Source organism: Streptomyces sp. NPDC052023, from assembly GCF_044548465.1.
Lineage (GTDB): Bacteria > Actinomycetota > Actinomycetes > Streptomycetales > Streptomycetaceae > Streptomyces.
Map to the genome: position 1 here is coordinate 263,418 of NZ_JBIUBW010000002.1, position 12,569 is coordinate 275,986.

Here is a 12,569-nt window from a genome sequence, read left to right on the forward strand (position 1 = left end):
ACATCGCCCCTCTTCGCATCCTGGAGACTCTGTGACGGGCCTATGTTTCACGTGAAACGTCGACCCGTCACGCCGCCTCAGCTCTGTTCCGCCCACCACTCCTTGAGCGCCGCGACCGCCGCATCGCGGCCCATCGGGCCGTTCTCCAGACGGAGCTCCAGCATGTGCTTGTAGGCGCGGCCGACCGCTGGGCCCGGCTTGACGTCCAGGATCTCCATGATCTGGTTGCCGTCCAGGTCGGGCCGGATGGCGTCCAGCTCCTCCTGCTCCTGGAGTTGGGAGATCCTCTCCTCCAGGCCGTCGTACGCCCGTGACAGTGCCGCTGCCTTGCGCCTGTTCCGCGTGGTGCAGTCGGAGCGGGTCAGCTTGTGGAGGCGGTCCAGAAGGGGCCCCGCGTCCCGGACGTAGCGGCGGACGGCGGAGTCGGTCCACTCACCGGTGCCGTAGCCGTGGAAGCGCAGATGAAGCTCGACCAGGCGGGAGACATCCCTCACGAGCTCGTTGGAGTACTTGAGCGCCGCCATCCGCTTCTTGGTCATCTTCGCCCCGACCACCTCGTGATGGTGGAAGGAGACCCGGCCGTCCTTCTCGAAACGACGGGTCCGCGGCTTGCCGATGTCGTGCAGCAGCGCGGCCAGGCGGAGAGTCAGGTCGGGACCCTCCTCCTCCAGTGCCATGGCCTGCTCCAGGACGATCAGTGAGTGGTCGTAGACGTCCTTGTGACGGTGGTGCTCATCACTCTCCAGCCGTAGGGCCGGCAGCTCGGGAATCACGTGATCGGCGAGCCCGGTGTCGACCAGCAGCGTGAGTCCCTTGCGCGGGTTGCAGGAGAGGACCAGCTTGTTCAGCTCCTCCCGGACCCGCTCGGCCGAGACGATCTCCAGGCGCCCCGCCATCTCCTTCATGGCCGTGACGACCTCGGGAGCGACTTCGAAGTCGAGCTGTGCGGCGAAACGCGCGGCCCGCATCATCCGCAGCGGGTCGTCCGAGAACGACTCCTCGGGCGTGCCCGGCGTACGCAGCACCCGGGCCGCGAGGTCGTCACGACCGCCGTGCGGGTCGATGAACTTCTTCTCCGGCAGCGCGACAGCCATCGCGTTCACCGTGAAGTCGCGCCGGACGAGGTCCTCCTCGATGGAGTCGCCGTACGACACCTCCGGCTTGCGCGAGGTCCGGTCGTAGGCCTCCGACCGGTAGGTGGTCACCTCGATCTGGAAGCCGTCCTTCTGAGCACCGATCGTGCCGAAGGCGATCCCGACGTCCCACACGGAGTCCGCCCACGGCCGGACGATCTTCAGCACGTCCTCGGGACGGGCGTCGGTGGTGAAGTCCAGATCATTACCGAGCCGGCCGAGCAGCGCGTCCCGGACCGAGCCACCGACCAGGGCGAGTGAGAACCCGGCCTCCTGGAAGCGGCGGGCAAGGTCATCGGCGACAGGCGCGACCCGCAGCGGCTCACTCGTCGCGTGGGGCGGCACCTGACTCAGGGCACGGGTGTCATCGTTGGCGTTCGGCACAACAGAACAGGGTACGTGGCCCGGACGACCGCGAGCGTCTCGATTAAGGGCGGGCGAACACCGCCGCCGACCCGTCACAAGGCCCGCCCTCACGACGTTCGGAAGTGTTCCTCTTCATAGGCTCACCATCGGGACAGCGGCACCCGCTCCCCCGATCTTGTGGGCCGGACCGCGGCACTTACCCTCAGAGGGCATCGTTACCATGCGTGGACGCACATTCCGACGACCACTGACGACGAGGGACGGGCAAGCGCGTGGCCGAGGCGGCAGACTTCCAGGGGACAAGTCCCTCAGCTGCCTGCCGGTGGCTGAGGCGTACCGGAGCGTTGCTGGCCGGGGCGCCCCTGCTGGCAGGGCTGCTCCAGCTGCCAGGAGCCCCTGCCGCGGACGCCGCCGGGCAGACCCCCGTGCAGGAGGCCTCCGGCTCCCGTACCGTCTCCGTCGCCCTCGACTCACTCAGCCCCAGCGCCCCCACCGGCGGAGACACCCTGACCGTCTCCGGCACGGTGACCAACAAGGGCAAGCAGACGATCACCGACGCCCATGTGGACCTGCGCACGGGTCCCGAGATCAACACCCGCTCGTCGATCGACAGCGTCGCCAAGCGCACCGGCCACTCCCCGGAGGCCGACGGCACACAGATCGACGACACCTACCGCCAGGAGTTCGACAGGCTCACGCCGGGCGTCGCCCAGCGCTTCAGCATCTCGGTGCCCGTCGACGAACTGGACCTCGGTGACAGCGGCGTCTACCAGCTCGGTGTCGCCCTCTCCGGCGAGACATCCGCGCAGCCCTGGGACCAGGTGCTCGGCATCCAGCGGACGTTCCTGCCGTGGCAGCCGGAAGAGGCCGAGACCAAGACGAGGACGACGTTCCTGTGGCCGATCGTCTCGACCGCGCACATGACGGCTGAGACGGGTTCGAACGAGCAGCAGACGCCGGTCTTCCGCAACGACGAGCTGGCCAAGGAGATCTCTCCGGGCGGCCGCCTGGAGCAGCTGGTGTCGCGGGGCAGGGACCTCGATGTCACCTGGGTGATCGACCCGGACGTGCTGGCCTCCGTCGACGCGATGGCGCGCGGCTACCGCGTGCAGGGCGAAGGCGATGCCACCGTCCCGGGCAAGCACCAGGCGGTCGCCAAGAAGTGGCTGGCCGATCTGCAGAAGGCGGTGACGGACAAGGAGGTCGTCGCCCTGCCCTACGCCGATCCGGACCTGGCCTCCCTCGCCCACAACGGCACGAACGTCACCGGCTCGCTAAGCCGCCTCAAGGAAGCGACGGACGTCGTCGCCAACACCGTGGAGCCCATCCTCCATGTGAAGCCGAACACAGAGTTCGCCTGGCCCGTCGACGGCGCCGTGGACCCGTCGATCGTCAAGGTCGCCACCTCCGCCGGCGCCGACAAGGTGATCGCCCGCAGCGACAGCCTGGAGGAGACCAGCACTTTGTCGTACACGCCCTCCGCGGCGCGTCCCATCGGCGGCGGCACCACTGCGGTGGTCGCGGACGCGCGGCTGTCCAGGGCCTTCCAGGGCGATCTGACGAGGGCTTCCGCCAAGACGCTGTCCGTGCAGCAGTTCCTCGCCCAGAGCCTCGCCCTCAACCTCCAGACGAACCAGCAGCGCAGCATCGTCGTCGCCCCTCAGCGCATGCCGACCGCCAGCCAGGCCCGGGCGATGGCCGAGGCGATCTCGTCGTTGCAGACCGGCGGCTGGAGCGAGTCCCAGAGCCTGGCCGCGGCCGCCAAGGCCAAGCCGGACCCCGCGGCCACCAGGAAGGTGCCGTCGGCCTCCGACTACCCCTCGTCGCTGCGCAAGCAGGAACTGCCGCGCTGGGCTTTCGAGCAGATCGCGCGGACGCAGACCAAACTCGACGGTTTCCGGGTCATCCTCACCGACCAGTCCCGCGTGGTGACGCCCTTCGGAAGGGCCATAAACCGGGAGATGTCCACGTCCTGGCGCGGCCGGGCCACCGAGGCCCAGAACTACCGCGACGGGGTGGAGGACTACCTGGACGGTCTCGCCGAGGGGGTCACGCTGATCGACAAGTCGGAGACCAAGCTCTCCGGCCGCAGCGCGACGATCCCCGTGACCGTCCAGAACAACCTGGTGCAGGACGTCGACCACTTGGTCCTCCGCCTCACCTCGACCAGTCCGACGAGGCTGGAGTTCAGCGGCAAGGGCTACGCCGAACAGCCCGTCACCGTCTCGGGCGGGCACAGCCAGTCGGTGAAGTTCGGCACCTCGGCCAACGCCAACGGCCGGGTGACCGTGAAGGCCCAGCTGTTCACGAAGGACGGCAGGGCCTACGGGCGGGCCGTGTACTTCGACGTGAAGGTCACCGAGATCACCGCCACGGTGATGCTGGTCATCGGCGGCGGCGTGCTGCTCCTCGTCCTCGCCGGCTTCCGGATGTACACCCAGCGCAAGCGGGCGGCCGCCCGGGAGACCGAGGAGGACGGCACGGAGATGTCCGACGACTCCGCCGAGGCCTCGCAGAACCCCGACGGCCCCGCCGACCGTCTCCAGGAGGAGTCCGGCCCGCGGCCCGGGGCAGGCGCCCCGGAGCAGCCGAGTGACCCTGGGCCGGACACCCCAGCGGAAAGCGCCGACCCGTCCGGGACGGGTGAGAGAGTGGACCGTTGATATGTCGTGGCCGGTGGGCCCGGGACGATGAGGTGGGGTAACCATGAACGCGCCGTACGACGGTGACCGCGGCCAGGCCGCGGGCAGCTCGGGCCACCCCGAGGGCCCGCCGCCCGGGCACGGCCAGGTGCCGCCGCAGCACCCCGCGGACATGTACCTCCAGGACGCCTACGAGCAGGACCCCTACCGGGCGCAGGACCTGGCCGCCCAGGACCCGGTCACCGAGGCGCTCTACGACCGCGCCGCGCACCCGCCGCCGCCCCCGGGTACGTACCCGCCGCAGCAGCACCTGTACGCCCAGCCGCCGCAGTCGCCGTACGCCCCCGACCCCCGCGTGTGGGCCCAGACCCCGGCCCCCGAGCCGGAGGGCCCCACACAGCACCTGCCGTACGGCGACGACCCGCGGACCACCCAGTACGTGGGTGTCGACGACCTGGTGACCGAGGCCGGTGACCAGCGTCACGAGCACGACGCCTTCGCGCACCTGTTCCGCGACCAGCAGCAGACCGGCGCCCGCCCCCCGATGGACTACGCGGGCGTGCCGGGTCCGGCCGCCGCTCCGGGCACCGGGCACGGGCCGGCGGGCCGGCACGACGGGATGCCGGCCCCGGAGGGCCAGTACGGCGGCGGAGCCCAGGCGCCCACCGAGCAGCACCAGGCGCCCGCGCCGCGGCACGCCGCCGAGTCCGCGCCCGCTGCCGCCGCCCCGGCGAAGGGCGGGCGGGCCGCGGGTCTGCTGAAGTCGAGCGCCGTGATGGCGGCGGGCACGATGGTGTCCCGGCTCACCGGGTTCATCCGGTCGGCCTTGATCGTTTCGGCGCTGGGCGTCGGCCTGCTCGGTGACACCTTCCAGGTCGCCTACCAGCTGCCGACCATGATTTACATCCTGACCGTCGGCGGTGGCCTCAACTCGGTCTTCGTACCGCAGCTCGTACGGGCCATGAAGGAGGACGACGACGGCGGCGAGGCCTACGCGAACCGGCTGCTCACACTGGTCATGGTGGCGCTCGGCGCGCTCACCGTGCTCTCCTTCCTCGGCGCACCCCTCCTGATCCGCCTGCTGTCCGACGCGGTGGCGAGCGATCCGGCGGCCAACGAGGTCGGCGTCACCTTCGTGCGCTTCTTCCTGCCCTCGATCTTCTTCATGGGCATCCACGTCGTGATGGGCCAGATCCTCAACGCACGCGGCCGGTTCGGCGCCATGATGTGGACGCCGGTCCTGAACAACATCGTCATCATCGCGACGCTCGGCATGTTCCTGTGGGTCTACGGCACGGCCGAGCACTCCGGGATGAAGGTCACGAGCATCCCGCCGGAGGGCGAGCGGCTCCTCGGCATCGGCGTGCTGCTCGGCCTCGTCGTGCAGGCGCTCGCGATGATCCCGTACCTCCGCGAGACCGGCTTCCGGCTCCGGCTGCGGTTCGACTGGAAGGGTCACGGCCTCGGCAAGGCCGTGACGCTCGCGAAGTGGACCGTGCTGTTCGTCCTCGCGAACCAGGCGGGCGCCATCGTCGTCTCCCAGCTGTCCACGGCGGCCGGCAAGGCCTCGCCCGTCGACGGCACGGGCTTCGCCGCCTACGCCAACGCCCAGCTGATCTGGGGCCTTCCGCAGGCCATCATCACCGTTTCCCTCATGGCCGCCCTGCTGCCCCGCCTCGCGCGCTCCGCGGCGGAGGAGGACGCCGGTGCCGTCCGCGACGACATCTCCCAGGGTCTGAGGACGACGGCCGTGGCGATCGTTCCCGTCGCCTTCGGCTTCCTCGCGCTCGGCATCCCGATGTGCACGCTGATGTTCGGCTCCTCGGGCACCAGCGAGGCCACCAACATGGGCTTCATGCTCATGGCCTTCGGCCTCGGACTGATCCCGTACTCCGTGCAGTACGTCGTCCTGCGGGCCTTCTACGCGTACGAGGACACCCGAACCCCGTTCTACAACACGGTGATCGTGGCCGGCGTCAACGCCGGGGCATCGGCCCTGTGTTACTTCGTACTCCCGTCCCGCTGGGCCGTGGTCGGCATGGCCGCCTCCTACGGCCTGGCCTACGTGATCGGCGTCGGTGTCGCGTGGCGCCGGCTGAGCAAGCGGCTGGGCGGTGACCTGGACGGTGCCCGCGTCATGCGGACGTACGCGCGCCTGAGCATCGCCTCGGTACCCGCTGCCCTGCTGAGCGGCGCGGCCTGCTACTACATCTCCAAGGCTCTTGGACAGGGCGTCGCCGGTTCGCTGGCCGCGCTGGTGGCCGGCGGAGCCATCCTGCTGGGCGTCTTCTACGTGGCCGCCCGGCGTATGCGTATCGAGGAGCTGAACTCGCTGGTCGGTATGGTCCGAGGGCGCCTGGGCCGCTGAATCGGGGGGTACGCGCACAACCATCGTCCGCCATCGCGTGTCGTGCATAGCGGCGGACTGTGGGCACAATTGGTGTCGGCGTCGGACGGCGCGCAACGGAGTTCGTCCGGCGCGCTATGGATGGGGAGGCAGGAACGACGGTGGCGGAACGGAGCACGGCTGCCGTCGACGTGGCAGACAACAGCGGCGACGAGCCGCTGACCGCCAAGGCGGACCAGTCCACGGCCGACGGGGTGGCCAAGAACCCGGAGCGGATCACGGAACACGACGTGGCACAGGGGAGTGGCGGGGCCGAGGGTCCCGGAGCAAAGGCGACGCCGCCCGAACTGCACAGCGGTCACAAGCTCGCAAGACGCTACCGACTCGAGGACTGCGTCACCCGTCTGGACGGTTTCAGCAGTTGGCGTGCGGTGGACGAGAAGCTGCGCCGCGCCGTCGGCGTGCACGTCCTGCCGGCGGACCACTCGCGGGCACGGGCCGTCCTGGCCGCCGCCCGCTCCTCCGCGCTGCTCGGCGACCCCCGCTTCGTCCAGGTTCTCGACGCGGTCGAGGAGAACGACCTCGTGTACGTCGTGCACGAGTGGTTGCCCGACGCCACGGAGCTCACCACGCTCCTGTCCGCCGGGCCGCTGGAGCCGCACGACGCCTACCAGATGGTCAGCCAGGTCTCCGCCGCCATGGCCGCCGCCCACCGCGAGGGCCTCGCGCATCTCCGGCTGAACCCCAACGCCCTCCTGCGCACGTCCACGGGGCAGTGGCGCATCCGCGGACTGGCCGTGAACGCCGCGCTGCGCGGCATCAGTTCCGACACCCCGCAGCGCGCCGACACCGAGGCGATCGGGGCCCTGCTGTACGCGTCGCTCGTGCAGCGCTGGCCGTACGAGAGCGACGCCTACGGTCTGGCAGGGCTGCCCAAGGACGTCGGCCTCATTCCTCCGGACCAGGTGCGGGCCGGGGTCCACCGCGGCCTGTCGGAGCTCGCCATGCGTGCCCTCGTCAACGACGGTGCGACCGCGTCCCGGCACGAGTCCCCCTGCACGACGCCGGAGGAGCTGGTGAAGGCGATCGGCGAGATGCCCCGCATCCGCCCGCCGGAGACCACGTTCAGCGCGCCGCCGGACTACCAGCGCACGACATACCAGCAGGGCACGTACGGCCGCCCCGCACCCCACCCCGGCAGCACCCAGCCGGTCGCGTCCCCGCCGCCTCCGCTGCAGAGCCGTACCGGCAAGGCCCTGAAGTGGGCCGTCTCCGCGCTGCTCATCGCCGCGCTGGGGCTGGGCAGCTGGCAGCTCGCGGACGCACTGATGGAGCGCGGCAACCAGTCGGACGACCCGAACAGGTCACAGACGACGGACGGGAACGAAAAGGGTTCCGGGGAGAAGAAGCCGGCTGCCGAGCCGCTCACCATCGACGGGGCACAGGAGTACGTCGCCAGCGGCGAGGCCCAGGCCCCCGGCGACGTCGGCCTCACCTACGATGGCGACAGCTCGACGTACTGGCGCACCAACCGCTACAACGACGGTCCGGAACTTGCTCCCTACAAGCCCGGCGTGGGCATCGTCTACGACCTCGGCTCGTCCCAGGAGGTCTCGGCCGCGTCAATAGGGCTCCGGTACCCGGGTGACCACACGACGGTTCACCTCTACGCCACCGACTCGCTGACCCCTTCGACCGGGGTCGACGGAATGCAGGAGATCGGAACCGCCACGGCGAGCGGCACCTCTCTCAGCGTGAAGGCGTCGAAGTCGGTGAAGACCCAGTACGTGCTGTTGTGGATCACCGCAGTGCCGAACGCACCCACCGACGGCTACAGCGGCGCCGGTTACAAGCAGGCCGTGACCGACGTGAAGTTCACGGGCTGACGTCTCACCGAAGGGGGAGGGGGTCCGATGGCGGAAGGCGCCGGGTACGAGACGGCAAGCGATCAGGATCTGCTCGCCCGCCATGTGGAAGGCGACCCCGACGCCTTCGGTGAGATCGTGCGGCGGCACCGCGACCGGCTCTGGGCGGTCGCACTGCGGACGCTGGGAGACCGCGAGGAGGCCGCTGACGCCGTCCAGGACGCCCTCGTCTCCGCCTACCGTGCCGCCCATACCTTCCGCGGGCAGTCGGCCGTCACAACATGGCTGCACCGCATCACGGTGAACGCCTGCCTCGACCGCGCCCGCAAGGCGGCGTCCCGCAAGACGGCTCCGGTCGACGACACCGAGCGGCTGGAGCAACTGCTGGAGCCACATGAGTCGGCCTCGGCGCCCGCCGAACGCAACGATCTGCACCGCCAGCTCGTCGAAGCGCTCGGCACTCTCCCGCCCGATCAGCGCGCGGCCCTCGTCCTGGTGGACATGCAGGGCTATCCGGTCGCCGAGGCCGCCCGCGTCCTCGACGTCCCGACCGGGACGGTCAAGAGCCGCTGCGCCCGTGGCAGAGCCAAGCTCCTGCCGCTGCTCACCCATCTGCGACCGGAGAAAGCCGGCGACGACGAAGAGCCGGCCGCCGGACGGAACCGGGCCCAGGGGACATCCGTCCCACCCGCAGCGGGACCGCACGATGCGGGCCCACGGAATGCAGGGCCAAGCGACTCAGCTGCTGTGAAGGGCGGAGGTGGGCGAGCGTGACTTCCACGACGGACACGGCCGGGCACCCGGACGTCACGGAGATCTCCGACCTCACCGAGGGCCTGCTGCCACCGTCCCGGACAGCGGACGTACGACGCCATCTCGACGAGTGCGATCTCTGCGCAGACGTTTTCGCCTCACTGGAAGAGATCCGTGGCATGCTCGGCACGCTGCCGGGACCGGCACCCATGCCCGCCGATGTCGCAGAGCGCATCGATGCCGCCCTCGCGGCGGAAGCGCTGCTCGATGCCACGGCGCCGGACACGGTGAACGCCGCTGCCCCCGTGGAACCGACCCGCGTGGACGACGGTGCGCATGTTTCACGTGAAACATCGACCGCGGCGGCTCGTCCCGCGGGGCGTGCCCGCACGGCCACCACGGGGCCGGGCCGCAAGGGACGCAAGCCCGGCGGGCGTCGCAGGGTGGCCGTCCTGGGAGCTGTACTCTCCGCCGGCGCCCTGGGGCTGGCCTCCCTGCTCGTGTCCTCCCTGCAGGGCGACCAGGGCACCACCGCGCAGGGACGAAAGCCCTCGGCCGGGGACACCTTCGCGGCGGGCAAGCTGGAACAGCAGGTCGCGGACCTCTTGGCCAAGAGCGAGAAATCCGGTGGGTCCTCGCGTACCCCCCGCGACCTGGAGGGGCAATCCGACCCCCGCAGCGACGGTCCGCGCGTCCTCACCAAACCCACCGTTCCGGTGCCCGAGTGCGTCCAGAACGGTATCGGTCGGGACGACGACGCCCTGGCGACCGAGAACGGCACGTATCAGGGGACGACTGCCCTGCTCGTGGTCATGCCTGACACCTCGGATCCCTCGCGGGTCACGGCCTATGTCGTGGACGCCACGTGCGTGAAGGATTCGCCTTCCGCCTCGGCCGAGGTGCTGCTGAAGCATTCCTACGCGCACTCCTGAGGACACCGGTCCTCCTTGGAACGCAAGAGCGCCTCAGAGGGCATCCGCACCCCTCGTCTGGCCAGTTGCCCCAACGGGTATCCGCTCCGGAGACGGCTCTCCGTGTACCCGGGCACAGCGGGAATGCGAGCCCCTTAGGATCCGTTGGGTGGGGTGAGAGTCCGGAGAGGGCCCTCACCGGTCGAACGACGCAGTCCAGAGACGAGGAATCAAGCCGTGAGCGACGTCCGTAACGTGATCATCATCGGCTCCGGGCCCGCCGGCTACACGGCGGCGCTCTACACCGCGCGCGCGTCGCTGAAGCCGCTGGTGTTCGAGGGTGCCGTCACCGCCGGTGGTGCCCTGATGAACACCACGGACGTGGAGAACTTCCCGGGCTTCCAGGACGGGATCATGGGCCCCGAGCTCATGGACAACATGCGCGCCCAGGCGGAGCGCTTCGGTGCCGAGCTCGTTCCGGACGACGTCGTCTCCGTGGACCTGGCCGGTGAGATCAAGACCGTCACCGACACCGCCGGCACGGTGCACCGAGCGAAGGCCGTGATCGTGGCCACCGGTTCGCAGCACCGCAAGCTGGGTCTGCCCAACGAGGACGCGCTGTCCGGCCGCGGCGTCTCCTGGTGCGCCACCTGTGACGGGTTCTTCTTCAAGGACCAGGACATCGCCGTGATCGGTGGCGGTGACACCGCGATGGAGGAGGCCACCTTCCTCTCGCGCTTCGCCAAGTCCGTGACGGTCGTCCACCGCCGGGACACGCTGCGCGCTTCCAAGGCGATGCAGGAGCGTGCCTTCGCCGACCCGAAGATCTCCTTCGTCTGGGACAGCGAGATCGCGGAGATCCAGGGTGACCCGAAGCTCTCCGGACTGAAGCTGCGCAACGTGAAGACCGGCGAGCTCTCGGACCTGCCGGTGACCGGTCTCTTCATCGCCATCGGGCACGACCCGCGCACCGAGCTGTTCAAGGGCCAGCTGGAGTTGGACGAGGAGGGCTACCTGAAGGTGAACGCCCCCTCCACCCGCACGAACCTGACCGGTGTCTTCGGTGCCGGCGACGTGGTGGACCACACCTACCGCCAGGCCATCACCGCGGCCGGTACCGGCTGCTCCGCCGCCCTCGACGCCGAGCGCTTCCTTGCCGCCCTCGCGGACGAAGAGAAGGCCGAGCCCGAGAAGACCACTGTCTGACCCCTCGCCCACCCCCACGCACCAACCAGTTAAGGAGCCCGCCGTGGCCGGCACCCTGAAGAATGTGACCGACGCCTCCTTCGAGCAGGACGTCCTCAAGAGCGACAAGCCCGTGCTGGTGGACTTCTGGGCCGCCTGGTGCGGTCCGTGCCGCCAGATCGCGCCGTCGCTCGAGGCCATCGCAGCCGAGTTCGGTGAGAAGATCGAAATCGTCAAGCTGAACATCGACGAGAACCCCGGCACGGCCGCCAAGTACGGCGTCATGTCGATTCCCACCCTGAACGTCTACCAGGGTGGCGAGGTCGCCAAGACCATCGTCGGTGCCAAGCCGAAGGCTGCGATCCTGCGCGACCTCGCGGACTTCATCGCCGAGTAGCAGGCGGCGCCGCCGCACCGCGGCGCATGTTTCACGTGAAACACGAATGGGCCAACCCCGCCGGGTTGGCCCATTCGCTGTATCGGCGATCGCCCGGCGTCTTACCAGCGATCGCCCTGCCGACTACAGCGGTCGCAGTGCCGGCTCCTTCTGCACGGCCCCGAGCAACCGGTCCAGTGCCATCTCCACGTCCTCTTTCCAGGAGAGGGTTGTTCGCAGCTCCAGTCGCATACGCGGGAAGGTGGGATGCGTCCGGACCGTCTTGAAGCCCACCGCGAGCAGATGCTCGGCGGGCAGCACACAGGCAGGCTCCTTCCACCGCGCATCCCCGAAGGCCTCGATCGCCTTGAAGCCTCGCCGCAAGAGGTCCTTGGCCACGGTCTGCACCATCACGCGGCCCAGCCCCTGCCCCTGGTACCCCGGCACGATGAACGCGGTCATCAACTGCACCGCGTCCGGCGACACGGGACTCGTCGGGAACGCCGTCGAACGGGGCACATAGGCCGGAGGCGCGTAGAGCACAAAGCCCACCGGTACGTCGTCGACATAGACGACCCGGCCGCAGGAACCCCACTCGAGCAGGACAGCCGAGATCCAGGCTTCCTTCTCCAGGGCGGGCGTACCCGCTCTTACCGCGGCCTCGCCGCTGACTGGGTCGAGCTCCCAGAAGACACACGTGCGGCAGCGCCGGGGTAGGTCCTGAAGGTTGTCCAGCGTGAGCGGTACGAGCCGACGCCCCATGAAGGCTGTTCCTCGCTTCCCTCGCTCGCGGCATCACGAGCGGCAGTCAGAGCACTCCGTTCCCTGAGCAGGCTGCCGACGAACCCGCCGACCGCTCCCAGGCCCAGTCCCGCGCTCAGCAGTCCGGTCCGGCTCATCGTTCGCACGGCCTCCGCCTCCCATAGACGTACCGCAGACGTACTGCCAGGTGGATGCGCCATACCCGAACGCATCGTATCCATGAAGCGAT

At 69.7% G+C, this 12,569-nt stretch carries 9 protein-coding genes; 7 read left to right on the plus strand and 2 right to left on the minus strand.

All coding sequences use genetic code 11. From position 1 onward, the window contains the following. Positions 1-77: 77 nt before the first annotated feature. Positions 78-1,517 carry a CCA tRNA nucleotidyltransferase gene (locus tag ACIHCM_RS05325; protein ID WP_399889386.1) on the minus strand — a complete coding sequence of 480 codons (1,440 nt, stop codon included), beginning with the start codon at positions 1,515-1,517 and terminating at the stop codon, positions 78-80. A gap of 254 nt (positions 1,518-1,771) precedes the next feature. On the opposite strand from ACIHCM_RS05325, the gene ACIHCM_RS05330 reads away from it, so the two are divergent. The 7 genes from ACIHCM_RS05330 (at position 1,772) to trxA (ending at position 11,599) form a co-directional block, all read left to right on the plus strand. Beyond that, a complete protein-coding gene (locus tag ACIHCM_RS05330; protein WP_399889389.1) occupies positions 1,772-4,162 on the plus strand; it encodes a DUF6049 family protein in 2,391 nt (796 codons plus the stop codon). Positions 4,163-4,205: 43 nt separating this feature from the next. Next, positions 4,206-6,509: a murein biosynthesis integral membrane protein MurJ gene (gene murJ / locus ACIHCM_RS05335; RefSeq protein WP_399889392.1), complete on the plus strand. Its 2,304-nt coding sequence runs from the start codon at positions 4,206-4,208 to the stop codon at positions 6,507-6,509. Between the two features lie 140 nt (positions 6,510-6,649). Continuing rightward, entirely contained in the window at positions 6,650-8,374 is a 1,725-nt protein-coding gene (locus ACIHCM_RS05340) for a serine/threonine protein kinase (RefSeq protein WP_399889395.1), read from the plus strand. A 27-nt stretch (positions 8,375-8,401) separates the two neighbouring features. Beyond that, on the plus strand, positions 8,402-9,127 hold the full coding sequence (gene sigM, locus ACIHCM_RS05345; protein ID WP_399889398.1) for an RNA polymerase sigma factor SigM: 726 nt from the start codon (positions 8,402-8,404) through the stop codon (positions 9,125-9,127). Then, positions 9,124-10,038, plus strand: a complete 915-nt coding sequence (locus ACIHCM_RS05350; protein ID WP_399889401.1) for an anti-sigma factor family protein — start codon at positions 9,124-9,126, stop codon at positions 10,036-10,038. The genes sigM and ACIHCM_RS05350 overlap by 4 nt, the downstream gene beginning before the upstream one ends. A gap of 216 nt (positions 10,039-10,254) precedes the next feature. Further along, complete coding sequence (trxB, locus tag ACIHCM_RS05355) at positions 10,255-11,223, plus strand: thioredoxin-disulfide reductase (RefSeq protein ID WP_399889404.1); 969 nt, start codon at positions 10,255-10,257, stop codon at positions 11,221-11,223. Positions 11,224-11,266: 43 nt separating this feature from the next. Further along, positions 11,267-11,599 (plus strand): thioredoxin, encoded by a 333-nt coding sequence (trxA, locus tag ACIHCM_RS05360; RefSeq protein WP_399889407.1) that lies wholly within the window; start codon positions 11,267-11,269, stop codon positions 11,597-11,599. Between the two features lie 123 nt (positions 11,600-11,722). On the opposite strand, the gene ACIHCM_RS05365 is transcribed toward trxA, so the two are convergent. Then, positions 11,723-12,340, minus strand: coding sequence for a GNAT family N-acetyltransferase (locus tag ACIHCM_RS05365; RefSeq protein WP_399889410.1), 618 nt, complete (start codon positions 12,338-12,340; stop codon positions 11,723-11,725). Between the last annotated feature and the right edge of the window lie 229 nt (positions 12,341-12,569).

Coding starts and splice junctions, on each gene's coding strand:
- murJ (WP_399889392.1), top strand. CDS start 4,206: ATGAACGCGCCGTACGACGGTGACCGCGGCCAGGCCGCGGGCAGCTCG.
- sigM (WP_399889398.1), top strand. CDS start 8,402: ATGGCGGAAGGCGCCGGGTACGAGACGGCAAGCGATCAGGATCTGCTC.
- ACIHCM_RS05365 (WP_399889410.1), bottom strand. CDS start 12,340: ATGGGGCGTCGGCTCGTACCGCTCACGCTGGACAACCTTCAGGACCTA.